This window comes from Maledivibacter sp. (genome assembly GCA_025210375.1).
GTDB lineage: Bacteria > Bacillota > Clostridia > Peptostreptococcales > Caminicellaceae > JAOASB01.
Map to the genome: position 1 here is coordinate 135,251 of JAOASB010000022.1, position 24,874 is coordinate 160,124.

The 24,874-nt window shown below is 32.7% G+C and carries 24 protein-coding genes and 1 riboswitch; of the genes, 6 read left to right on the forward strand and 18 right to left on the reverse strand.

Annotation, left to right across the window (positions count from 1 at the left end):
* Positions 1 to 126: 126 nt before the first annotated feature.
* On the forward strand, positions 127 to 279 hold the full coding sequence (locus tag N4A68_07570) for a YvrJ family protein (protein ID MCT4564167.1): 153 nt from the start codon (positions 127 to 129) through the stop codon (positions 277 to 279).
* Positions 279 to 890, forward strand: a complete 612-nt coding sequence (locus tag N4A68_07575; GenBank protein MCT4564168.1) for a glucosaminidase domain-containing protein — start codon at positions 279 to 281, stop codon at positions 888 to 890. Before N4A68_07570 ends, N4A68_07575 begins: the two co-directional genes overlap by 1 nt.
* A 435-nt stretch (positions 891 to 1,325) precedes the next feature.
* On the opposite strand, the gene N4A68_07580 is transcribed toward N4A68_07575, so the two are convergent.
* From N4A68_07580 to N4A68_07645, 14 genes are all read right to left on the reverse strand, one after another.
* Positions 1,326 to 1,460, reverse strand: a complete 135-nt coding sequence (locus N4A68_07580; GenBank protein ID MCT4564169.1) for a hypothetical protein — start codon at positions 1,458 to 1,460, stop codon at positions 1,326 to 1,328.
* 3 nt (positions 1,461 to 1,463) lie between these two features.
* On the reverse strand, positions 1,464 to 1,934 hold the full coding sequence (locus N4A68_07585; GenBank protein MCT4564170.1) for an NUDIX domain-containing protein: 471 nt from the start codon (positions 1,932 to 1,934) through the stop codon (positions 1,464 to 1,466).
* A gap of 79 nt (positions 1,935 to 2,013) precedes the next feature.
* Positions 2,014 to 2,514, reverse strand: coding sequence for an AAA family ATPase (locus N4A68_07590; GenBank protein MCT4564171.1), 501 nt, complete (start codon positions 2,512 to 2,514; stop codon positions 2,014 to 2,016).
* 399 nt (positions 2,515 to 2,913) lie between these two features.
* Positions 2,914 to 4,635, reverse strand: coding sequence for a Na+/H+ antiporter NhaC family protein (locus N4A68_07595; protein MCT4564172.1), 1,722 nt, complete (start codon positions 4,633 to 4,635; stop codon positions 2,914 to 2,916).
* Positions 4,636 to 4,767: 132 nt separating this feature from the next.
* A riboswitch (Lysine riboswitch) is annotated at positions 4,768 to 4,943 on the reverse strand.
* A gap of 101 nt (positions 4,944 to 5,044) precedes the next feature.
* Positions 5,045 to 6,352 carry an amidohydrolase gene (locus N4A68_07600; protein ID MCT4564173.1) on the reverse strand — a complete coding sequence of 436 codons (1,308 nt, stop codon included), beginning with the start codon at positions 6,350 to 6,352 and terminating at the stop codon, positions 5,045 to 5,047.
* Positions 6,352 to 7,545 (reverse strand): amidohydrolase, encoded by a 1,194-nt coding sequence (locus N4A68_07605; protein MCT4564174.1) that lies wholly within the window; start codon positions 7,543 to 7,545, stop codon positions 6,352 to 6,354. Before N4A68_07605 ends, N4A68_07600 begins: the two co-directional genes overlap by 1 nt.
* A 35-nt stretch (positions 7,546 to 7,580) precedes the next feature.
* Positions 7,581 to 9,110, reverse strand: coding sequence for an AbgT family transporter (locus tag N4A68_07610; GenBank protein MCT4564175.1), 1,530 nt, complete (start codon positions 9,108 to 9,110; stop codon positions 7,581 to 7,583).
* A gap of 285 nt (positions 9,111 to 9,395) precedes the next feature.
* Positions 9,396 to 10,697, reverse strand: coding sequence for a hypothetical protein (locus N4A68_07615; protein MCT4564176.1), 1,302 nt, complete (start codon positions 10,695 to 10,697; stop codon positions 9,396 to 9,398).
* 212 nt (positions 10,698 to 10,909) lie between these two features.
* Positions 10,910 to 12,265 carry an MATE family efflux transporter gene (locus tag N4A68_07620; GenBank protein MCT4564177.1) on the reverse strand — a complete coding sequence of 452 codons (1,356 nt, stop codon included), beginning with the start codon at positions 12,263 to 12,265 and terminating at the stop codon, positions 10,910 to 10,912.
* Positions 12,258 to 12,407, reverse strand: a complete 150-nt coding sequence (locus N4A68_07625; protein ID MCT4564178.1) for a hypothetical protein — start codon at positions 12,405 to 12,407, stop codon at positions 12,258 to 12,260. The genes N4A68_07620 and N4A68_07625 overlap by 8 nt, the downstream gene beginning before the upstream one ends.
* A gap of 169 nt (positions 12,408 to 12,576) precedes the next feature.
* A complete protein-coding gene (locus N4A68_07630) occupies positions 12,577 to 13,557 on the reverse strand; it encodes an AraC family transcriptional regulator (GenBank protein ID MCT4564179.1) in 981 nt (326 codons plus the stop codon).
* A 110-nt stretch (positions 13,558 to 13,667) separates the two neighbouring features.
* Positions 13,668 to 14,117, reverse strand: coding sequence for a peptide deformylase (def, locus tag N4A68_07635; protein MCT4564180.1), 450 nt, complete (start codon positions 14,115 to 14,117; stop codon positions 13,668 to 13,670).
* The gene (locus tag N4A68_07640; protein ID MCT4564181.1) at positions 14,118 to 14,354 is read right to left on the reverse strand and encodes a helix-turn-helix transcriptional regulator; all 237 of its coding nucleotides are present in this window, start codon (positions 14,352 to 14,354) and stop codon (positions 14,118 to 14,120) included.
* A gap of 135 nt (positions 14,355 to 14,489) precedes the next feature.
* A complete protein-coding gene (locus tag N4A68_07645; GenBank protein ID MCT4564182.1) occupies positions 14,490 to 16,418 on the reverse strand; it encodes a hypothetical protein in 1,929 nt (642 codons plus the stop codon).
* A 206-nt stretch (positions 16,419 to 16,624) separates the two neighbouring features.
* On the opposite strand from N4A68_07645, the gene N4A68_07650 reads away from it, so the two are divergent.
* Positions 16,625 to 17,449 (forward strand): MBL fold metallo-hydrolase, encoded by an 825-nt coding sequence (locus N4A68_07650; protein MCT4564183.1) that lies wholly within the window; start codon positions 16,625 to 16,627, stop codon positions 17,447 to 17,449.
* A 129-nt stretch (positions 17,450 to 17,578) separates the two neighbouring features.
* Here N4A68_07650 and N4A68_07655 read toward each other — a convergent pair whose 3' ends face one another.
* From N4A68_07655 to N4A68_07665, 3 genes are all read right to left on the reverse strand, one after another.
* Positions 17,579 to 18,004, reverse strand: a complete 426-nt coding sequence (locus N4A68_07655) for an acetolactate synthase (GenBank protein ID MCT4564184.1) — start codon at positions 18,002 to 18,004, stop codon at positions 17,579 to 17,581.
* 4 nt (positions 18,005 to 18,008) lie between these two features.
* Positions 18,009 to 19,316: a phenylacetate--CoA ligase gene (locus tag N4A68_07660; GenBank protein ID MCT4564185.1), complete on the reverse strand. Its 1,308-nt coding sequence runs from the start codon at positions 19,314 to 19,316 to the stop codon at positions 18,009 to 18,011.
* 299 nt (positions 19,317 to 19,615) lie between these two features.
* Positions 19,616 to 20,743, reverse strand: coding sequence for a hypothetical protein (locus tag N4A68_07665; GenBank protein ID MCT4564186.1), 1,128 nt, complete (start codon positions 20,741 to 20,743; stop codon positions 19,616 to 19,618).
* Positions 20,744 to 21,131: 388 nt separating this feature from the next.
* On the opposite strand from N4A68_07665, the gene N4A68_07670 reads away from it, so the two are divergent.
* The 3 genes from N4A68_07670 (at position 21,132) to N4A68_07680 (ending at position 24,018) form a co-directional block, all read left to right on the forward strand.
* Complete coding sequence (locus N4A68_07670; protein MCT4564187.1) at positions 21,132 to 21,743, forward strand: glycerol-3-phosphate acyltransferase; 612 nt, start codon at positions 21,132 to 21,134, stop codon at positions 21,741 to 21,743.
* A gap of 13 nt (positions 21,744 to 21,756) precedes the next feature.
* A complete protein-coding gene (locus N4A68_07675) occupies positions 21,757 to 22,986 on the forward strand; it encodes an MFS transporter (protein MCT4564188.1) in 1,230 nt (409 codons plus the stop codon).
* An 84-nt stretch (positions 22,987 to 23,070) separates the two neighbouring features.
* A complete protein-coding gene (locus N4A68_07680) occupies positions 23,071 to 24,018 on the forward strand; it encodes a copper oxidase (GenBank protein MCT4564189.1) in 948 nt (315 codons plus the stop codon).
* A gap of 213 nt (positions 24,019 to 24,231) precedes the next feature.
* Here the strand turns inward: N4A68_07680 and N4A68_07685 are convergent, their stop codons facing one another.
* Positions 24,232 to 24,609: a DUF1292 domain-containing protein gene (locus N4A68_07685; protein MCT4564190.1), complete on the reverse strand. Its 378-nt coding sequence runs from the start codon at positions 24,607 to 24,609 to the stop codon at positions 24,232 to 24,234.
* Positions 24,610 to 24,874 lie beyond the last annotated feature (265 nt).

Sequence of the window (24,874 nt, forward strand, 5' to 3'; positions counted from 1 at the left end):
TAGCAGGGGCTTTTTTAACTAAGAATTTGAAGATTGGAAAGTTTTTCAACTATAAGAGGAAGTGATCAATGGCGTTTCATCAGCGTCAATTGATTTCTAAAAATATATAAAAGTGGAGGGGTCATTATGGATATGGATTTGGTGCAATTAATTGGTCAGGTGGGTTTCCCAATAGCTGTGGCAACTTTTAGTTTATTAAGGTTAGAAAAAACTATGAAGGAAAACACTAGGGTGATGATTCGGATTTGTGAAAGACTTGAAATTAAGGAGGTTGAATAATGTCTAACTACTTTGATAGAATGAAGCCCCATGCACAGCGTGCTTCTAAGGCTTTAGGTATACCCGTAAGTGTTATATTGGCACAATGGGCACATGAAAGCGACTATGGTAGGTCTTGGGGTGCTAGGCATAGGAATAATCATGCAGGGATAAGTAATTTTAGCGGTAAGCCATACAGCTGGTCAAAGGCATATAAAGTTGAGCCTAGACCAAAAGCCGAAGGTGCATATTATAACGTGTACCGTGATGTTGAGGGCTTCGTAGATGATTATATCCATGTAATGAACTTAGGGTACTACAAGGCTGTCAGAGAAGCAGGAAAAACTCCCGGGATTGATGATGATGTTCGGGAACTGGGGAAAAGCCCATTTGCAGGGACTCATTACAAGAAAAATGGTGTCTTTGGTGGTTCAATAATGGATATGATAAAGACTAATGGTTTAACCAAATACGACGGTTTACATAATGCCAGTTTAGAACTAGATAAGGTAGGTGAATTTAAAGAAACTATGAAAAAAAATCCTAATGACGTAATTTTAAATAAAGATTCTAAAATAGCCATGTTTACAGGCGTTGTTGCATTAGGATTGATAGCTTTGTTTGATGATTAGAAAAATATTCCTAAAAAAACCCTTGCAAATAAATTTATTTGGTGCTAATATATTAATTAACAAATAAAACCAAATAAATTTAGACTTGAAATAGGGATTTGGGGACGAATACCTTTTAATTTTAACTATTTACAACTATATTTTAAATGTATATTTAGGATATAGTTAGAAAAAGAATATTTTATAGTATATGATTTATAGCCACTTCTATGGATTCAATGCCCCTATTCACATTATTTAAAATAAACATATATTTCTTTATTTGTTCTTCATAATTTAATCCATTCTGAAAAGCTTATCACATTTGCAATATGATCATTATGGGCTGACATTTAATTATATTAGTAGCTACTAATATAATTAATATTATGACTAACATTTGAAAATAGCCATTTTGATATCCATATTTCTATTATTTATGTTAACTACTTGATTTTATTTAGTATCTCCTAAGCTTTCATGCGACCAAGGTTTATCCGTCCCTTTAATTTTCAAGCAAAATTGCACAACATCTTTGTCTAACATATTGGGATATTGATAATCTGAAAGCTCTATGTTTTCACTATTCATTTATCAATCTCCTATATGCATAATATGTTCAATGTTCTCTGATAAGTTTAGAATCTTTTTCTTGATAAATGATGGATAGAGTTCAATACTGTCTAATTCATTTATATCAAACCATTTAAATATTAATCTTATGTCTCCTTCTATGCCATTAAACTCCTCTTTATGTAGAATATGTGAATCATTTTTAAACTTCATTAAATAGCAAAATGATAACTCATGATAATCCTTATTAGCAAACTCAAAGAAATTCTCTACTACCCATAATAATCTTTCTACTTCTATTTCTTCACCAATCTCCTCTTTTATTTCCCTTATCAATGTATCTTTACTAAATTCATTGAATTCATTTCGACCACCAGGTAAAGCCCAAAAACTATCTTTTTCCGTTCTATGCAATAAAAGCCTGTTATTATGTATTACAACCCCCGCAATCCTATAGTTAAATCTTTTATTATCTCTATCAAAACAAATCATCTTTTCCCTCCATTTTCAATATTAGATTAGCTAATATGGGTCATAGCGTAATTCAAAGCTAGCCTATCAAAGCTGTTTCTTAAATAATTTCAATAATTTTATCAACTGTTTCTGGTATAGAAATATTGCTAGTATCAATCTTTATTGTATCCATATTCTTATATAATTGAAGACGACCCAAGCTCTTATCTATGCTTTTCTCATTTCTCAAATCATTTTTTATATCCTTCATTATCCTACTTTTAAGACTTTTATCTGAACATATAAGAGTTATCTTAATGATATTAAACTCTAAATCATTAAGTCTTTCTAGTAGAGTGTTAAATATTTCTTCTGAATGAATTACCCAATTAAATATTACATACTTAAAAGAAGAATTAGTTAAATAATTTCTTAGTAGATATGTTATATTTTCTTCAATCATTTTTTTATTTTCTTGATTTACTATGAATGGATTCATCATCCAACACCAGTCGCCATCAAGCCATACAGAACCTTCAAGCTTTTTATATAATTCTTTACAGGTTGCACTTTTACCTACACCCGTTGTTCCATTTATTATAATTAGCTTTTTATTCATTGTTTTTTCTCCTCATAAGGCTGTTCCGTCATTGATTCTCTCCTTAGTTTAATATTAATAATTCTATTGAACTAATTCCTATAAATAATATAATCACTTACATATTATATCATTATATGGTAATTTTAGGAATGAAAAACATCTCATAATACTATGTTTAAATTTAATTCAAAATAATATCATCTTCTCCTAGTAAGCTACCATATTTATATTATGTAAACATTTCTAGCTATTTTTGTTCCTTTACTCTCATTCTTTAGGTATCCACTTAATATTTTCTAAAAACAACGAGTGGACAGTTCCCATGTTTTTGATTAAACATCAGAACTGTCCACTTTTAATTCTATATCAGTTATAATTCAATTATCTACTGTTGAAATTTATAACTTTCAATAAGACTTATGCTATTTTCTGTTCAACATTAGAAACTGCATCTGGAACTCTTTTACCCAATATTATAACGGCTCCAATAATTGCAGCCATTGATAAAGGCAATGCAATTATAATTGATAGGCCAAGTCCCACGGGGATGTATCCAAATAGTACTGATATCCCCCCAACGGTAATAGCGTAGTATAATTGAGTCTTTACGTGTTCTAAATGATCACATGATGCTCCCATTGAAGACAAAATAGTTGTATCGGATATCGGTGAGCAATGATCTCCAAATATAGCGCCAGTTAAAACAGCTCCTGCACTCATTACTACGTAACTCGTTTCCGGTGATATGGCATGGGCAAGGGGTATGGCAAGTGGCATTAATATACCCATTGTTCCATACGATGTTCCCGTTGCAAAGGAGATAATTGATCCTAGTATAAATATTATTGATGGAAGTAAAAAAGCTGGTATTGAATCCGATAATACTGATACCAAGAATTTAGCAGTACCTAATTCCTTTATAGTTGACGATAATGACCATGCTAATAAAAGAATCACCCCTGTTATAACCAATGATTTTGTACCTTGTATCCATGTATCTATTGCTTCTGATACAGTAAGTATTTTTTTAGCAGAAGCCATTATTATTGCAACTACACTGGCAATAAGTGCTGCCTGGAATAATACAATACTAGCATCGGATGCTCCAAATGTTTCTCTGATAGCAAGCATTGATATTGGTGAAGCATCTACCAATTGCTTAGTCGCTTCATCTAATGCACCATATCCGTTAAAATAGAACCCTAAGAATGCAGTTATTATTAGTACTCCAATAGGAATAATTGCATTCCATACACTTAATACGATGTCCTTCTTAGGTTCTAGACTATCATCCTTTTCATGATCCGCTATAGATGCCCCATCTGGCAATAGCTTTCCTGTGGTTCTTGCCCTTTTTTCAGCTTTATACATAGGTCCAAATTCCTTTAGCGTTATGGACGTAGCAACTATAAAAACTAGTATTAATATATTATAAAATCTATAGGGAATAGTCTGCATGAAAATCCCATATGCATTAATATTTTGCCCAATGGAACTATATGCATCCCTTATAAGTCCGATTTCATATCCTACCCATGTAGAAATCAGTGCTATACCTGCAATTGGTGCTGCTGTTCCATCGATTATAAAGGCAAGTCTTTCTCTGGATATTTGAAATTTATCTGTAACTGGTCTCATTATAGGCCCTACTATTAGAGAGTTAGCATAGTCATCGAAAAATACTATTAGACCTAAGACCCAAGTTATGATTTGGGCACTTACTGGTGTTTTCGCTTTTTTTGCCAATGACTCAGCCACAGCACGTGCGCCACCCATCTTAGAAATAACTCCTATCAAACCTCCAATAGCTAAACATTGAAGAATGATTCCTGCATTCCAGCTATCAGCCAAAGAACTAAGAACTTGTTGTACAATATTTAAAAAACCATGTATAAAAGCCCCAAATAAATTATTGGTATTTAAAGCTATAAGAAATGTTCCTGAAAATACACCTACAAACAACGAAAGAACAACGTTTTTAGTTATAAATGCTAAAGTAATAGCAATCAAAGGTGGTAATAAAGTTAATAAACCGTATTTATCTGCATTAGCCTGTGCCACTTCAGGGTCTACAGCTAATGAGATAGTAGTAGTAAGTAAGATGCATAGTAATGTGGATATAAAGATTCTTCTTTTCATGTTAGTCCTCCTAGTATGATTTATTAACCGTTTATTAATAGGATGATGGTATTGATGAATATAAGCAAAAACTCCTTAGACCCAAGGGTCTAAGGAGCAAAAATTACATAATACAATTTATACAATTTTATTTCCAACAATAGCCCCCCACAATTTTACTTGTGACAGTCCTATACATATTATGTATAGACCCAACGTATAATATTAAAGCTATTAACCATACATTTCGGCATAATTTCCTTTTCTACAGAATCACAGTTGCTTAACTCATCTATAGTACTCTTAAATTACGCGCCTCTATCATGAAATAATAAACGATCTATTTAATTGTGACTATTACATAGTACTATCTAAGAAAGTATTTGTCAATAGAAAAATTTCTATAATATATCAATAACAGATATAAAGCTTAGTGTTTCTTTAATAGCTCATAAACAAGCAAACTGTACAATTTAACGCCTGATATCAAATCTTCTTCTATAAAATCAAATTTATCATTATGATGGTCTGCTTTTATATCACTTCCGATAATAAAATATATAGCTTTTCCACCTTGGTTTTGAACTTTATTCATCATATAGGAAAAGTCTTCGCTTCCACCAAAATCAACTGATTTGTCAACAACTTCATTTATATTATCAATATTACAACCGATTCTTTTTATCATGTCTATAAGCAAACCGTCGCTTTGGGCACTTTGGGCACCGCCCATCTCCATAATTTCAAGTTTGAGATCATACATTTCTGCACTATTTTTCAAAATCCTAATAGTATGATCCTTCATGTAATTATTTAGCTCAGAGGTGCTTCCCCTTGTTTCGATCATCATCATAGCATTTGATGGAATCACGTTTCTACCACTTCCTGCAATCAATTTACCAACATTAATCCTTGTTTGACCTTTACTATGTCTAGGGATTGAATTCAAATTTGAGACCGCCGTCGTCGCTGCCAAAAGAGCGTTTTTGCCCTTTTCAGGACTACCACCAGCGTGGGTTGCAGTACCTAGGAAGTAGGCATCAAGCTTTGAAGTGGCCATGAATTCCCCAATGCTGCAGTATATTTTACCACTTCCATTTTCAATCATACCAATGTGTCCAGAAAGAATATATTCAACATCATCTAGGATTCCGGAATTAGCCATTGATTTGGCTCCCCTAACGCCCTCTTCTGCCGGTTGAAAAATTAGTTTTATTGTTCCATTAAAACTTTCCTTCATTTCCATAAAAATATCAGCAAGACCTAATCCCATGGCCCCATGACCATCATGTCCACAGGCGTGCATAACCCCTTCATTCAAAGATCTGAATCCTTCCCTGCTTGGCATATGGTCAGCATCATGACTCTCATTAACCTCCAAGGCATCTATGTCAAATCTGATGCCAACAACAGGGCCATCGCCACAATTAAGAACTCCTACAACACCTGTGAATCCATCCTTAACTTTTTCTAGGTACAAAGGGTCAGCACCCTGCTCCTTTGCCCTGCTATAATGTTTGTCAAGGACTTCTTGATCAAGTAGTCCCATCCTATCCTCTGATTTCATAACATCTCTACCCACAAGGACTTCATACCCTAAATTTCTTAGCCTACTTGCTATTAATGATGCAGTTCTCATTTCAGTCCATCCCGTTTCAGGATATCTATGAAAATCTCTTCTATAATTAATTATGTCCTTTTTTATCCTATCAACTTCTTGCTGTATTAATCTATACATCAAAGAGTCCTCCCTAGTTTAATCGCTGTTGTCATAAATACTTTAACACCAACTGCTAATGCTTTTTCATTAAAATTAAAATACGGACTGTGAAGTGGATAATCTTCACTATCAGGGTTACTTGCTCCTAGAAAAATGAATGCACTGGGCACTGCCTTTGCAAAATATGCAAAATCTTCACCCCCAGATGTTGGTCTATCCAATAGTATACAATGATCCTCCCCAAGTATCTCTTTAGCATTGTCTTTTACAATTTCTACAATTTTATCATCATTTACAAGAGCCGGATAGGAGAATTTATAATCCAGTGTAGCTTCTCCCCCTAGGGATATTGCTGTATTTTCAACGACTAACTTCAATTTCTTATATATCTTCCTTCGTACGTCCTCATCAAATGTACGAACGGTTCCCTCAAGAACCACTTTATCTGGAATAACATTGTAGCGCGTTCCACCATTAAAAACTCCGATTGAAATAACCGCTTGATCAAAGGAATCAATATTTCTACTTACAATTGTTTGTATATTATTCACAATTTGAGCCCCAATGATAATTGGATCTATTCCCAAACTTGGTAGAGATGCATGAACACCTTTCCCTTTAATATTTATTACAAAGGGATCTGAAGCTGCCATCATTACACCCTTCTTTATGGAAATACTTCCTGTTTCTATTTGCGGCCATATATGCATTCCAAGCATACAATCAACATCTGGATTTTTCAAGGCACCTTCTTCAATCATATGCTGGGCACCGCCACCATTGGGGGCATCTTCTTCTGCTGGTTGAAATATAAGCTTCACTATGCCATGAATCTCATCTCTCATATTCATTAGCCCCCGTGCTACTCCCAGTCCCATTGCAGTATGACCATCATGTCCACATGAATGCATTACATTGTCCTTAGTTGACTTGAAGGGCAAATCTGTCATTTCTTGCATTTGTAAGGCATCCATATCAAATCTTAGTCCAATTGTTGGCCCATCATGATGCCCCTCAATAATCCCCACAACACCTGTATTATAATAGCCTGTTTCAACCTTTACACCCATATTGCTGAGTTCATCTACAATAAGCCTAGATGTTTCAAATTCCTGTCTACTCAATTCAGGATTTTGATGAATCCTTCGTCTTTGATTAATTATCCACTCTTCAAATCCTTCAACCATATTGCTAATTCTCTCATCTATCATATTAAAACTCCTTTGGTATTTAGTAACAAATAATTTTATAGATAGATTCCCGCTCCTGGTCCCAGTGGCAGCTTAAAAATGATCCATATAATCAATTGAATAATCCAAACTATACCAAATGCTAAACTATAGGGTATAGACATGGACATTACAGTTCCTATTCCTGCATCATCGTCATATCTTTTCATAAACCCAAGTAAAATTGGAAAATATGGAAATAATGGCGTAATAGAATTAGTTGTAGAATCACCTATTCTATAAGCGACTTGAGCCAAAGCAGGGGAATAATCTAACAACATAAACATCGGTACAAATACCGGTGCTAATAGTGCCCATTTTGCTGAACCACTACCTATGAATAAATTGACAAACATAGCAAATATTATAACAAGTATAATCATTGGTATACCTGTGAAATTCATGCTCTGTAATAATCCTCCCAGTGTAACTGCTATAATAAGACCTAGGTTTGTCCATGTAAAATAACTTACGAATTGAGCAATGATAAATACTAAAACTATGTATCCCGACATATCTTGTATTGCAGTGGACATAAGCTTAGGAACATCAGCTCCGGTTTCAATTTTCCCAGTTTTTCTACCAAATGCAATACCAACTGCTATAAACCAAAATAATATAAAAGTTACGATTCCCTTTAAAAATGGTGATGGTACCAATCCCCCGGTAGAATTTCTGAAAGGAGATGATGCTGGAATTATCATAGCTAAAACAATTCCCCAATAAATAAGTGTTACAACACCTGCACTTCTTAGTCCCTTTATTTCTTTCTCACTTACTTCAAATTCAGTTGCATCAATCACTACACCTTTGTTAGCTTTATATGGTCCTACTTGTTTTTCTAACTTTCCTGTCATCCACACACCAACAATGGTTAGAATTAAAGTGGATACAATCATAAAATAGTAGTTTACAGCTGGAGATACACTAATGGCTGGATCAATTATTTTAGCAGTTTCTTCTGTGATACCTGCTAATAAAGCATCCGTTCCAGCAATTATTAAATTAGCACTAAATCCTGCACAGGCGGCAGCATAACCCGCAGCAATCCCCACTAAAGGATTTTTCTTTGCCCCATAAAAAATTGCCCCTGCAAGTGGTGGAACTATAATAATGGCTGCATCTGAAGCTAAGTTGCCACAAATACCAATTAGAAATACTGCTGCTACTAATAATTTTTGTGGTGCCCCCATAATAAATTTCTTCATAAATGCAGACATAAGTCCAGTTTGTTCCGCTAGCCCGATTCCTAGCATCATAGTAAGTACTAATCCAAGTGGTTTAAACCCTACAAAGTTCTTTATCATATTAAGAACCATATATTGGATTCCTTCCTTACTTAGAAGGTTTTTAGCAATAACCATTTCGTCCTTAACAGGATGTTTAACTTGTACTCCAAGCTTTGATAATACAAATGACAACGCTATAACACCTAATGTAATCCAAACAAACATTATGAATGGATGCGGTAACTTATTACCTGCTCTTTCAACAAAGTCAAGAAACCTATAGAACCAAGATTTTTTCAATTCCTTTTCCTTTAACATGTAATCCTCCCCATAATGATATTATTTTTTCACACCGGTGTTTCGGATATAAATAGACATGTCCTTAACTAAAACTATATCATATCTACTGTTTTTTTAAAAGTCTTTTTTGATTTTTCTAAATTTTTTATATTATTTCTATTCATATAAAGACTTTTATTATTTTGGAGATAGGGGCTCATTTACACTTAGCCTATTAACTTACTTTGATCTAATTTCTTTCTGGAAAATAAAAAAAACAAGGATTTCTCCTTGTTCATATATCCTAATAGCCTATGTTTTTTACTAAACTTTGTCTTTAAAATCAATTCTATATTTATTTCTTGGCCTACCGGTTTTAGCATTGCTTTCCTTTGCAATAACCTCAGCATAACCGGAATTCACTAGAGCTGTAAGTATCCGCCTTGCGCTACGTGTACTAATATTCAAATGTGTAGATAAATCATTAGCATCAAATATATAGCTATTTGTTCTATTAATCACGGCCATCAATTTTGAAACATATGCTGGACTGATATTTATTTCCTCTGCTAATTGTTGAATATTCTTATCTGTTTCAGCTAGATTATATTCTAGTGTATAAGAAGAATCATCCACAATAGGACCTTTTATCTTTCCAAATTCATCCACAATATATAGACACGTACCATCACTAGTCATGGCAAAATCAAGGGCTATCTTTGCATTACATTCTGCATTATAAACCGTTGTCCCATATCCTATACCGGATGCAAAAACAATATTTTTATTCTCACTTGTTTCAAGAAAGTTTTTAAACCCATCTGATTTATAGCTATTGATAATTCCCCTACTGGAAAAAATCATGTATTCATCACGTCCAGAGGGAAATATGGACCCATATACACTTTTAGTATACTTAATCAAAAATCTCTCGAAATCATTTTTCATTTCCATGAATTGATAATGGGAATATTTATTATCGTTTTTTATTTTTACAATTTGAACAGATAATTGCTTTTCTCTACTCTTAATAGCATCGGCTGCATAGATAGCCTTTGTTAAGTACTCCCTAATCAGAAAAGTTGTTGGTATAAGCTTAAAAGCAGGTATCCCAGCCGCCTTTATTTTTTCATAAGTTTTAGTCAAACCTGTAATCGCAATCTTAATTTTTCCTTCTTCCCAAAGCTTAATATGTCTACCTGCCAGTTCTTCATATTCAATATTTTCTTCATAGGGAATAACATAGAATTCATCAAATTTTATATCCATTTCCTCAGCCACTTCTTTTAAAGCAACTTCTTGTATTGAATCAATACTTATTTTTGAATAATTCATGTCCTTTTTGTGAATCTCAAATAACACCTTTAATATGCTGGTTCCAACTCTAGGTACATAAAATGTAGGCTTATATATAGCATTCCCATATTTTGCTATATAATATGGGATATGCCCTGAAAAAAGAACGACATCCACTACTTTTTGACAAGCTTCAATTAAAGATAAGGTTTCATCTTTACTCTCATAAACGAATCTATATATCCTTACCTTATCAGTAAATTCCTCAGCAACTTTACAAATTTTATCTAAAGAATCCTTTGGACCAATAATCCCTAGTTTTATTTTCATATGTTCCACCTTCAAATTTTAAAATATCATTTATAAAACCTGCATAATTAATATGTATAAATTAAGATTTACCATAAACTCTCGACATATTATGCAAATTCCTCATTTAATAGTATAACATATATTTCTAATACCGATACCAAAAAAGATCATGGGGTTATCCTTCATCATTTTTAGATTATCACACATTACTACAATGATTTTATAGGTTGTTATTCATGTCCTTCCATTACAGCTAGTTCACCATTAAATATTTGGGATTTATAATATACTCCTAATAATAATGCAAAAATATTTGAAAGCGGTAACGATATCCAGACCCCTATTACTCCTAATAGTTTTGATAATATGTATACTAATGGCAAAAAGAATATTACCTGTCGGCATATTACAATTCTATGCACCTCTTTTGATTTACCTAGCCCAACAAATAAGTTTATAATAGTTGAAAAGTATATATAGCTGAAAAATATACAATTCATTATTCTAAATAAATTTGCGTTACCTTTTACTAGATGGACATCTCTAATGAAACAGCTAAGGATTTCATTTGGAATTATCATGAATAGAAGCCAGATAACACTGGAAAACACAAGTCCCTTACGTGTAAATATTTTAAAAGCTTCTTTTATCCTTATATAATTTTTCGCTCCATAATTTACCCCTATAACAGATTGCATCCCTTGACCCAATCCCCATATAGCCATATATGAAAACTGAAATGTTTTAAAACTTGCCCCCATGAGTGCAACTTGATCATTGCCACCATAAATCCGAAGTGTCCTATATAAGGCTATCTGTTTAAGCATACCCACAAGTAACATCATCATTTGTGAAGAGCCTATTTTCATAACCCGTGGCATAATAGCCTTGGAAATTTTCAATTTTATTTTGTTCAATTTTATTATGCTTTTACCTTTCCAAAAGTAAATTAATTGTGCAATCATACAACATACTTGTGATATTACTGTGGCTACAGCTGCACCTTCTATACCCATTTTAAAAACACCTATAAATATTGGATCTAATATGATATTTAATATTCCTGCCCCTCCCACTATTATCATGGCAGTTTTCATTTTCCCTTCTGCTCTAACTAAAAAATTCATGGCAGGACCCATAGCAGCAGGAATAAATCCAAGTGATAGTATCCTTAAGTATCTTACTGCATATTCATGAACCTCATTCTGTCCACCTATAAATCTCACTATACTATCAATGTTTAATAATACAACTATCATAAATAGTCCAGAACCAATTAATATACTTACAATTAGATTTCCTAATAATTCATCAATTGTTTTTTGCTTCTTCTGTCCCATTGATATTGATAATACTGACATTGACCCACTTCCAATAAGGGTTAAAATAGATTGATTTACTAAAACAACGGAATAAACCAATGCGATTGCACCAACTCCTGCATTTCCTATTAGCTGACCTACAAAAATAGCATCTACTAAATTATACAGCCCAACAACAATCTGCCCAATCATGCCTGGTATCGACAACCTATAGAACAAGCCTTTTATATCCGAAGTTAATAATTGTTCTCTCTGATTATTCATTTTTATATTCATTCCCCTCTACTTGACCTTGAAGTAATTCAATAATCTCATTTCTAACTTTTACAAGACGAGAATCTATTAAATATGCTGTGAAGCCCTTTAGGTCTAGTTTTTGATTAGCTCCAGACATTTTTCCTTTCATTTATTCTCTGGCAATTGAACATTTTTTTATTTTCAAGCTGTATTAGAAATAAAATCAATTGCTGTTGATCAAAGTAACCTCTTTATTAGACTAAACTTTTACAATTCCCTCTTCAATCCCAAAAGGAAAAGACCTTGCCCGATCAGAAATAAAAAAACAAGTTCAGTGGTTATTCACTGAACTTGTTGTATGTTTTTCTATATACTGTAGGTGTCATACTAAAAACATCTTTAAAGGCCCTTGTAAATTTACTAGGACTAGAATAGCCTATTTCTGTAGCTATATCAATTATTTTATAATCAGTATTTTTAAGTAATTCTTCTGCAATATGCATTCGATATTTTTTTCTGTATAAATTAATTGTGTTCCCATAAACATATTTAAATCCTTTTTTTAAATACGTAGTATTAGTATTTATCATTTTTGCTAATTCTTCTATGGTAATATGCTCATCATATCGTTCTTCAATTATATCTTTAATTTTCTCAATTTTTTCAATGAAACTTTTTGTATAATAATTCCTATCCCTATATTCAAAATTAGTATAATTTAAGCACACCAATATAAGAAGCTCTATGGTTTTAACTTTTAGGTAATCTATAGTATACTCCTTTGGTAAAGAATATAGTTTCCCTAGAACATTTGTTATTTCATCATTGGGTGTGGTTACGAAACAAGTGTTTGTATCAAATATTTTATTGGCAACCATATGTATATTTATTTGAGGTGTACCTAGCATTTGTACAATTGAAGATTCAAGCTTATTTAGGGTAAATATGATAGTTATACCTTTATATCTTTTTTGACTAAAATCTGCGGATTTAACTGCATTTTCACATCCCCAAAAACATAAATCCCCATCACATATATAATCCTCTCTATTATCCGTAAACTCATATTTAAATTTGCCTTCTGCACAGTAATTCATTATTATTACATTTTTCTTATAATCTACTTTCATTTCCTTATGAAAAGGTCTATATGTTTTAAAATCATTATATGTTATATCTACTCCATTCATAACTTGATAACTTATAAAAGTTCCTTCACCGTACTTTGATGATACAGTAGCTACCATTTTGTCACCATAAATCTGAGGTGAATTAATAATTTTGCCAACTATTAAGTTTTTTTCTTCAAGTTTGCGCATAATTTTCACCAACTATCATTGTGATAAATGCATTTTAAAATACCAATACAGTTTTTATAAATTACTTAGATCATCTTTACTCTGCTTCTAGTGGTGCTTACAGCATATTATTATATATACTCAGTGACTAAATCAGTAAATAGAATCCCTTCTAGATGGTCAATTTCATGGCAGAAGCATTTTGCTAAATCCCCTGTACCTGTTAATGTAATTTCCCCACCATTTTCGTCTAATGCTTTTATAGTCACCTTGGCAGGTCGTACTAACTTTCCCCATGTATCGGGGATACTTAAACAACCCTCCACAACTTCTTGTGTCCCTTCATGTTCAATTATCCTTGGATTAACTAATTTTATAAGTCCTTGTCCCATATCTATTACAACCAATCGTTTTAGGATACCCACCTGGGGAGCTGCCAGGCCTGCACCATTCCCTGTATTGTACATGGTATCAGCCATATCATTAAGTATTTGTCTTGTTTTATCGTCTACTACCTCAACAATCCTACACTTTTTTCTAAGAATCTCATCATCAGAAAGTCTAATTCTTCTTATTGCCATTTATATATCCCCCCTACTTTTTTCAGATCTTGATTTTCTTTTACTTTCTTCAAACAAAAAAACTTCTTCTATTGAACAGTGAAATATCTTGCTAATATCATAAGCTAACCATATGGATGGTTCAAACTTTTCTGTTTCAATGGAGTTAATTGCTTGCCTTGAAACCCCTACAAGCTCCCCCAATTGTTTTTGTGTCAAACCAAGTGACTCACGTAATTGTCTTAATCTATTTTTCATCGATATTCTCCTCTACTTGATTAACTTATATTACCAATATATCAATATTTTATGTTTGAGTCAAGTTAACCTTACATAAGTATACGCATCTAGAGTTATTACTCTAGATGCGTATTTACTATAAAATATTATATTCTATGGACGTCCTGGATGAGGATGAATTGAATCTGCAGGGAAGGTTATCATTTCTATTATATCCTTCTGCCCGCATTTATATATATTAGTTGCTTTAACTTTAATTTTTAGTTGCATATCTCTAGGAGGATCGTATGGGGGTGGTGATTCTAGAAAACATTCCGTTGCTCCTGTGATTCTTCTTAATAGGTTGTAACTACCACCATTTAATGCACCATATACATTATACCCTTCAGCACTAGGTATTGCACTCCAACTAATGTTAGCTGTATTTTCATGAATATTAATATGACCCATTAAAGTTTCTGGTTGTACTAAATTTTCATCTATTAAATGAATTTCTGCATCTTCTCCAATCAGTCCACTATTATGTACTGATACAACCTTAAACTTATATTTATTTTTAAGATTGGAACTTACACCATTTTTAGTATAGCTAAGGGAACCAGTTTCTTGTTCAAATTGATATGGGCCTCCATTATATGATGAATATACCATGAATTTATCTACACTAGATGATGGGTTATCCCAAGTTAATTTACATTGCTCCCTTGCACTATTATGGATACAAACCATGTTTTCAGGAGCTGGAATATATTGAGCTGTGACTGGTATACCCCACCCATGACTTGGACTTTGTGCCCTAATTTCATAAATCCTATCTTCAGTAGGACTAGCTTTTGCTTTAAAAGCTCTACCATTTACGGTTTTTCTTTCACTAACTATTTGACCGTACTTCTTATAGCGATAATAAACTTGGTATTTATCTGGATTTTCTCCAATTGGGGGATCCCAAGTAATCACATGTTGTCCCTTGATATCATCATACTCTATTTTTACATTTGTAGGTGCTGGATAATAAGGCTTCTTGCTTTCTAAATAATATACCATTTGATCATAGGATATTTTTTCATCTATTTGATTTACAGCAATTATTTTTCTTTTGAAATTCAAGATTTCACTTGGCTCAACATTTCTTATAATATGTTTTCCTTTATCTTCTTCCATGGCATTTGCTAATTCATATTCATTCCCATTATATATCCTATATCTGCTTATATAGGGTAATCTATCCCATGTTATTATGATATTTTTATTATAATAATCATATACACACTTCACATTTTTTATAGATAACATTTTAGTTATATTATAAACTGGAAGAATGGTTTTATTATTGCTACTACCTATAGACATCTCTAAATCTACATGAAAGCCATCACCATGTTCAGGCATTTTAACAGTAAAATAAGCCTTCTTAGTACTATCCTTACTTATATGTAAAGATTTTGTATGGTCTATAATTCCACAAGTACAACCATATATAGGCTTTGCTTTTAAATATACAGTCCCAGATTCATTATTATTAGTGATTTCTATAGCCTTTGCAACTAATTGATTCCCAGGGGTTCCAGTTAAATTGCATTCACTTGGAGAAATGGTTAGTTGCTTATAGTTAGGAGGCGTATAATCATCATCACTGACATCTTTAGTATAGATTGGAATCTTTATTGTTGAACTACTTAAATTACTGCTGAATTGAAGTTCCGCTTTAAAGTCTCCAACTACCGATGAATCAATACCAATTTGAGCGGTTGCGCTACACTTAGGAGGAACCGTTATAATTCCCCCCATCATTAATATATCACTGTCTGAAATATGATATGTGCTACAATTGATTTTAGTCTTACATGTTACCTCGGCTGTAGAATTACTATAGTTACTAATAGTAACAGTTTTATAGATATTAGCACCATTAAATTCATAACCATATACTCTAATTTCATATGGGCAAATACTTATTGGATTGCCACTACTTTTAATATCCCTAGTATTTTTGCCCTCTATAATATCTTCATCGGCCCATCCAATACATCCACTTGATAGTATTAATGCTATTATCAAGCAAAATGCAGTTAATTTTTTCATGTTAATTCCTCCTCTTTCGATTATTTTGACCTCAGCTATATTGTATAATGTAAAGCTTGTATAAAATGTCAAAATTTAGTTGTGAACCATTGGAATTTTTCGCTAAAATAATACATATAGTAAAATTCTTTATACCTAATTAGATGAATATACATCTAAAATTGATATAATTAATATAATATATATTATTAAAGGGGGATAAAACCATGAAATTAAGTATTTTAGTTAATAATTATGTGACATCAAGTAAGCTTTTAGCTGAACACGGACTTTGTTTTTATATCGAGGCCCATGGAAGAAGGATTCTTTTTGATACGGGTCAAACCTCTGCCCTTATTCATAATGCAAGGGTATTGGAAGTGGATTTAGCTTCTATTGAAACCATCGTATTAAGTCATGGTCATTATGATCATACAGGAGGCCTAGAGTCTTTACTAAAATTAAATAATGAGTCAAAGATATTTATGCACCCATTAGCTTTTCAAGAAAAATACAGCTTGAAAAATGGCAATTTAAAATATGCGGGTATCCCATTTGATTTAAAGAAAGCTGTAGTCCATGATAATAGGATTAATTTAAACCATAAACCTTTGTATATATATGATAACATTCTATTATCCGGTGAAATACCTAGAAATAATGATTTTGAACCTATACCTAGGGGATTAATGGTGAAGGAAGAGGGCCAGCTTAAGCAAGATAATATAATTGACGAACAAATACTTATCATACGGGAAAAAAGGGGTATTATTATTGTATTAGGTTGTAGTCATCCTGGAGTTGTAAATTGCACAGAATATGCAGTTAGTTTATTTCCAAATGAAAGGATATTGATGCTAATTGGGGGTATGCACCTAAATAGTGCCACAACTGATAGGATAAACAAAACAATCGATTATTTAAAATCTAAACATATAGAAAGGATTATTCCACTTCATTGTACAGGATTTGAGGCTATGTGTGATATAAAGCGTGCCTTTAAGGATAGATGTATTATAGGGACTGTAGGAGATGTTTTTGACATAGATTAGTTTTTAATTCTATTAATGATAATTCAGGGGATTGTTTCAAGGTGCAATCCCCTGAATTTATAACTAGAGTGTTTCAGAAGAGATTAGTGATCTGGCCACCACGAATGATATTTTACAGTAGCCTGTAATTTACAGCTTATATATATCCTCTGTACTAATCTGCTGTATTCCAAGCTTTCCAATGATCTTGTTTGCTCTCTCTATCTCATCAACACGAATTATTACAGGAGTTTTATCACCCATAGCAAAGGCATACATATACTCAACACTTATGCTATTATCTGAAAGCTTTTTAACCGCACTGGCTAAGGCCCCTACTTCGTGGGGTATTAATATACAAAGAACATCGGTTAAGCTAACGGAAAAACCTTTTGATTTTAAAGCCTCAATTGCTTTATCCGGTGAATTAACAATCAAGCGTAGTATCCCATAATCCGATGTCTCCGCAATGCATAATGCAGCAATATTAATTTCCTGTGCAGCAAGAATTTCAGTTACCTCAGTTAATCTACCCGCTTTATTTTCTAAGAATATAGATAATTGCTTAATAATCATACCCTTACTCCTCTCTATTTCTTCTATCAATGACTCTTTGAGCTTTTCCTTCACTTCTCTGGATTGTCTTAGGTTCAACAAGCTTTACCTTTACATTAATACCTAGGGTACTTTCTATAGCCTGTCTAATTTTTTTAGTTAATGATTCCAATTTTTTTATCTTATCAGAGAAATACTCTTCATTGATTTCTATCCATACCTCTAATACATCTAAATTATTTATTCTATCAACTATTAACATATAGTGGGGTTTTGTTTCTCCCATTTCCAGTAAAATACTTTCTATTTGTGATGGGAAGATATTAACTCCACGTATAATTAACATATCATCTGCACGTCCAGTAATCTTTTCCATTCTTACATTAGTTCTTCCACATGCACATTTATCTGGATGTAATATAGTTAAATCCTTTGTTCTATATCTAAGCAGTGGCAAAGCCTCCTTAGTTACAGTTGTAAACACCAATTCTCCCTTTGCTTCATATCCCAATGGCTTAAGTGTATCACTATCCACTACCTCTGGGATGAAGTGATCCTCTATAATATGTAACCCATTTTGATGCTCACACTCACAAGCCACACCGGGTCCTATGATTTCACTTAATCCATAGATATCAAAGGCTTTTATTTTTAATTTTTCTTCAATTTCTTTTCGCATACTATTTGTCCACGGTTCTGCCCCAAAAATTCCAACACGAAGTGGCAATTCCTCAGGGGTAATGTTCATTTCCTCTAAAACCTCTGATATATACAAAGAGTATGAAGGGGTACAAGCAAGTACTGTTGTTCCAAAATCCTTCAATAGTTTGATTTGCTTTTTTGTATTTCCTCCAGAGATAGGCACCACAGTAGCTCCAATTCTTTCACTACCATAATGTATTCCAAAGCCCCCAGTAAATAGACCATATCCATAGGCCACTTGTATTACATCGTCCCTTGAAACTCCACAGGATGAAAGAGTTCTTGCAACGACCTCGGCCCATGTGGCGATATCCTTCCTAGTATAACCTACAACCGTTGGATCTCCTGTTGTACCCGATGAGGCATGAACACGTACTACTTCACTTTTAGGAACGGCAAATAGTCCAAAGGGATAATTGTCTCTAAGATCTTGCTTCGTAGTAAATGGAAGCTTAGATAAATCTTCAATACCTCTAATATCAGAGGGTTCTATACCTAGATTTTGCATTTTTTTTCTATAAAAGGGTACATTGTAATAAACTCTTTCAACCATTTCCTTTAGTCTTTCACTTTGTACATGTGTCATCTCATCTCTACTCATACATTCATAACGTTCATTCCAAATCATAATACTATCACCTGCCATCATTATTATTATACACTTTGTTGTATCCCCAAATATAGGTAAAGCCTCAATAGATTTTATCCATCCTTTCACCCCTCTATCTCCAAATTCTTAAGAATGTAATTATTAAATATTACCATCTCACAAAAATATTGTCCAAATTTTCGAATTTTTTTAAAGTTCATAAAATTTTTTAATATATCTAAAATCAATTGCATATCTTCAATCAATTTAGGAACAAACTTTTTATGATTATCCTATAAAATAAATAAAGCAAGGGTTTAATACCCTTGCAATTTATAAATTTAATATGAAAAATTTATATCCAAATACTCATTTATTAATTTATCACTTATTTCTATAATACTTTCCAATGAATAATATCTTGAAAGCTTTTGCATATTTAATTTCATCACTTCTAATATATATGGACGCTCAATTAAATAGTCTACTATCCCTTTTAAGCTATCCATGTTATCTATTACCCTAGCACATCCAGATTCAACTAAGAATACTGCATTTTCTTCTTCTTGACCCGGTACCATATAAGGGATTAGCATAGGCAGATTAGATACGATTGCTTCCGATACTGTCAATCCTCCTGGTTTGGATATAATTAGGTCTGATTCATTCATGAGTTTAGGAATTCTATTTGTAAATCCATATATAGTTATTTCTTTATTTCCTATCTTAGTCCCATAATTTGATTCAATATTTTTTCTTAATACTTCATTGGTTCCACATACAACTATTATCCTGATAGTGTTCTTACAATGAATAAGCTTCCTTAGTACTATTTCAATTTCTTTAGACCCATTGCTTCCTGCCATTAGCAATACAGTAAAATCTTTATTTTCCCTGTGTTTTCGGACATTATTTTCTCTTAAAAACTCTTGCTTTATTGGGATTCCATGGGTATATATTTTACCCTTGCTTACACCCCGCTTTATCATATCCAATTTAGTATATTCACTTGCTACTATGTAAGCGTCTACATATTTATTCACATGAAATTTATGGGCCTTAAAATCTGTAATCACAGAGATAAACGGGATAGATAGATTTTTTTCTTTTTTCAGCTTGCATATAATAGTGACACTAAAGGCATGGGTGCCAATAATTAAGTCAGGGTTTTCCTTAATAATTCTGTCATATATATTTTTTTCAAATATCCTCAAAGCATATTGGGACATTTTTGAATCAATTTCTTTATTATTGTAATATCTATATAGTCCTTTATATATATATGGCAGGTTACTTAATATAATGGAATAACCACCTATAACTGCCCTTTCAAAGGCCTCCCCTATCACCTTCAGAAAATCCACTATTATAACTTCATTACCATTGGCTTTATATATGGCTTCAAGAGAACTTGCCACTTGATTATGACCGCCTCCCGTTGAAGCAGTCAGTATCATAACTTTTCTCATTCATCTCATTCCTCCATTATGCAAAGGTTAAAAATATGTCTTCGTATTCATTACTTATTTTTACAGTATCCTAACCATAAATCTTCTTTTTTGTAGTATTCCACTTTTTAAGTTTTCTATTTCCCTTTTATAAATATGCTGTACCTATAAAATAAAAAACTTCATATGTTTTATATTTTATCTTCAATAAAGGGGTATGTCTTAATTATTCTTGACAATGAGTAGGTTTCACCATAAAATGGGGATAATATAGAGAGTTTAGGGTGAATTTTAATTTGTACATATAAAGATATCTAATGTTTTTTTGGATTTTAAATATGTATGGATTAAGATTTTGACTGGAATCTCTATACTTATATTATAATGTCAGATAAAGAGGAGACTATACATGAATGAATTTATAATCACGGCATTAATTGGCTATTGTTTAGGTAACTTTCAAACCTCCTATATATTAGGAAAATTTCTGAAAAAGGTAGATATACGCCAGTTGGGGAATGGCAATGCAGGAGCATCTAATGCAACAAAAACCTTAGGTTGGAAATATGGAATTGTAATTGCTCTTATGGATATTTTAAAGGCTGTTTTTGCTGTAGCTATAGTAAGGAGGTTGTATCCTCATTCAGATGTCCTTTTCTTCCTAGCTGGGCTTTTCACGATACTAGGCCATGTTTATCCTGTTTTGCTAGGCTTTAAAGGGGGGAAAGGAACAGCTTCATTGATCGGGATGGTATTGGGAATAGATTATAGAATAGGGATATTATTATTTCTACTTTTAGCTTCCATTACGATTATTACAGATTATATTGCAGTGGGAACCATAATAGTTGTTTCACTGTTTCCCATATTAGCATATGTATTTGGATATTCTACTCAATCGGTAGTTATTTGTATATTTATAGCATTATTATCTATTTATAAGCATTTATCAAATGTGAAAAATATAATTAATAAAAAAGAACCGGGTTTGAGAAAAACCATAAAAAGAAGAAAGAAATAATGGAGGCTGTAATATGACTAAAAAAGAAAAAAGTTGGATTTTATATGATTGGGCGAACTCGGCATTTGTTGTGACAATCGTTACTGCTATTTTACCTGTATATTTTAAAGATGTAGTAGCTAAGGGATTATCAACCTCATATTCAACGGCATATTGGGGTTATATTAATACTATTATTGCTTTAATTGTAGCCATATCATCACCTTTTTTGGGTTCCTTTGCTGATTATAAAAACAACAAAAAAAGATTCATGGTTATAATTGTTCTTATGGGAGCCTTTTCCTCCTGTCTTTTATCTATAGTTGGCGAAGGGGATACATTACTATGTCTAGTTATATATATGTTTGCTGGAATTTCCTATTTTACTGCAAATATATTTTATGACTCATTTTTGGTGGATGTTACTGAAGAAAGTAGGATGGATTGGGTGTCTACAAATGGATTTGCGTGGGGATATATAGGAAGTACAATCCCTTTCATTATAAGTATTGTCATCATACTATATCCATCATTAATTGGTATAGAATCTAAAATATTTGCTACAAGATTGTCCTTCATAATCACGGGGTTATGGTGGCTGATATTCTCTATACCATTATTTCTTAATGTTAAACAGATACATTATATTGATAAACCTAAGAATGCCATAAAGCATAGCTTCATCAGATTAAGGGAAACCTTTGTTTCAGTTAAAAGCAACAAAAATGTTTTTATGTTTTTACTAGCTTATTTTTTCTATATAGACGGTGTAAGCACTATATTCAAAATGGCAGCCGTGTATGGTAGGGATATAGGAGTTAACAGTAATGATTTATTGATAATATTGTTGGTTACACAGTTTGTGGCATTTCCCTTTGCAATACTTTTTGGAAAGCTAGCAGGTATATGGTCTACAAAAAAAATGCTGCTCATTGGTATTTTTATATATACCTGTATCAGCATTTATGGTTTCTTTATAAAAACAGTATCGGGCTACTGGATATTAGCTCTATTAGTTGCCACATGTCAGGGAGGAATGCAAGCGCTGAGCAGATCAATGTACTGCAAAATGATTCCTAAGGAAAAATCCTCTAGCTATTTTGGTATCTATAATATTATCGGTAAATTTTCAGCAATTGTTGGCCCTTTGATGATTGCCCTTATTTCTCAATTTACTAAAAGCTCTAGATACGGGATTATAAGTCTTGTTGTTTTATTCGCCCTAGGATTTGTATTATTGAGAAAAACACAGGTGGAGGCTTAGAAAAGTGTTTTTGAGTCTGACTAGAATAATTATCCCTTTGTTATCATATATTCTATTAAATGAATATATATATCGGAGGTTAACATGATAATTTCACCTAATCTTCCTACTTTGCCCTATGTTAAAAGAAATGGCGTTAAGTATTTTGAGCTTATAGCAGAGCCAGTAAAAAGAGAAATCTTACCTGGTATCTATATGAATGTATGGGGATATAACGGTTCTACACCGGGGCCTACTATTCTAGTTTATCCAGAGGACAATGTATGTATTAGGGTATATAATAGACTGCCAACCCCCACTAGTGTCCATTGGCACGGTCTAGATATACCTAACAACATGGATGGAGTCCCAGCCATGGAACCATCACCCATAATAAATCCAGGCTGTTACTTTGATTACAAATTTAGAATAACTAATCCTCCCGGTACTCATATGTACCATTCCCACTTCCATACGGTAGTTCAAGATATGATGGGACTTGAAGGGGGATTCATCATTTTAGATCCCTGTGAAAAAGCTGATGATATTCAGAAGGATTTCTTTATTATGCTTAGCACCTATACACTTGAAAACATCAAACCCTTTACATTACCAAAGGGCACCTATGATACCAATCCATTTTCTATGGATGCAAACTTCTTTATGATGAATGGCGTCTCTTTCCCCCATACAGCTCCTTTAATAATAAATCAAGGTGATAAAGTGAGGATAAGATTCGGCAATATAGGTATAAAAAATCATCCTATTCATTTCCATGGTCACCAGTTTTCAGAAGCAGCTGCCGATGGAAATAGCATACCTATGAAAAATAGACTCATTAAAAATACCATATTGATTTCATCGGGCACAACAAGGGATATAGAGTTTGAGGCAAATAATCCAGGGGTTTGGCCACTTCATTGTCATTTCCCCCACCATGTAAGTAATAATAAAACACTTCCCTTCGGAGGTATGTCTACGGCAGTAGTATATGAAGATTATGATATAGAAAAGCATATTAAAAAAGCAACATGCCCTTATCAAAAACCTTAAATTATAAATAGGCAACTAAATTAAAGGTTTGACTGGAATCTTTATACCCACTTATCCAGAATTCATTTGTATAAATTTACATAATATAATTACAGTTAATTTAAATACGGTATTAATTCCATAATCATATTATATTTCGGTGTTATTTCCCTTTGAAAAGCATATATAATATAAAAAGCTAGAGGAGATTCCCCTAGCTTTTTTCAGTATACTTTATTCACAGAAGCTTAAAAATGCCTCTGATACCATAGCATACTCTTTATCCTCTTCAATTTGTGATAACATAGGGCCTTCCTCAGTTTCTTTATATCCATATAAGTATACATCCTCTTGGCCCTGTGGAAGTAAAGCAATGTACTCTTTTTCCCCTACTTCAAATACAGCTAATACTTGACAAGCTAACTCTTCCCCATCCCCTAGTGTTAAATATATCATTTCTACATCTTCATGGGAATGTCCTGAGCAACTACCTCCACATTCGCATTCATGTTCCTCATCATGTTGATGGTTACCCTGACATCCACAACCATGTTTTTCATCATGTTGATGATCATGTCCACAATTACAATTATGATTTTTTTCTTTATTCATTATAACCCTCCTGCAAATATAATTTACTCAATAACTCCATAATTATTTTTATTACATATCCATGATTAATATATTTTATCATAATTCATAATTATTGTATATCCTTCTAAGATATAATAACAGGTGAGCAAATTGCATAATTACCTTCTGCAAAAACTATCTACTATATATAGTTAAAAAACCTTAAGAACTATACCATCAAATATGCTTATATCTTAAGCAATTAAATATAGGATGATATTCGCATATCAGGCTTAGCCAAGTA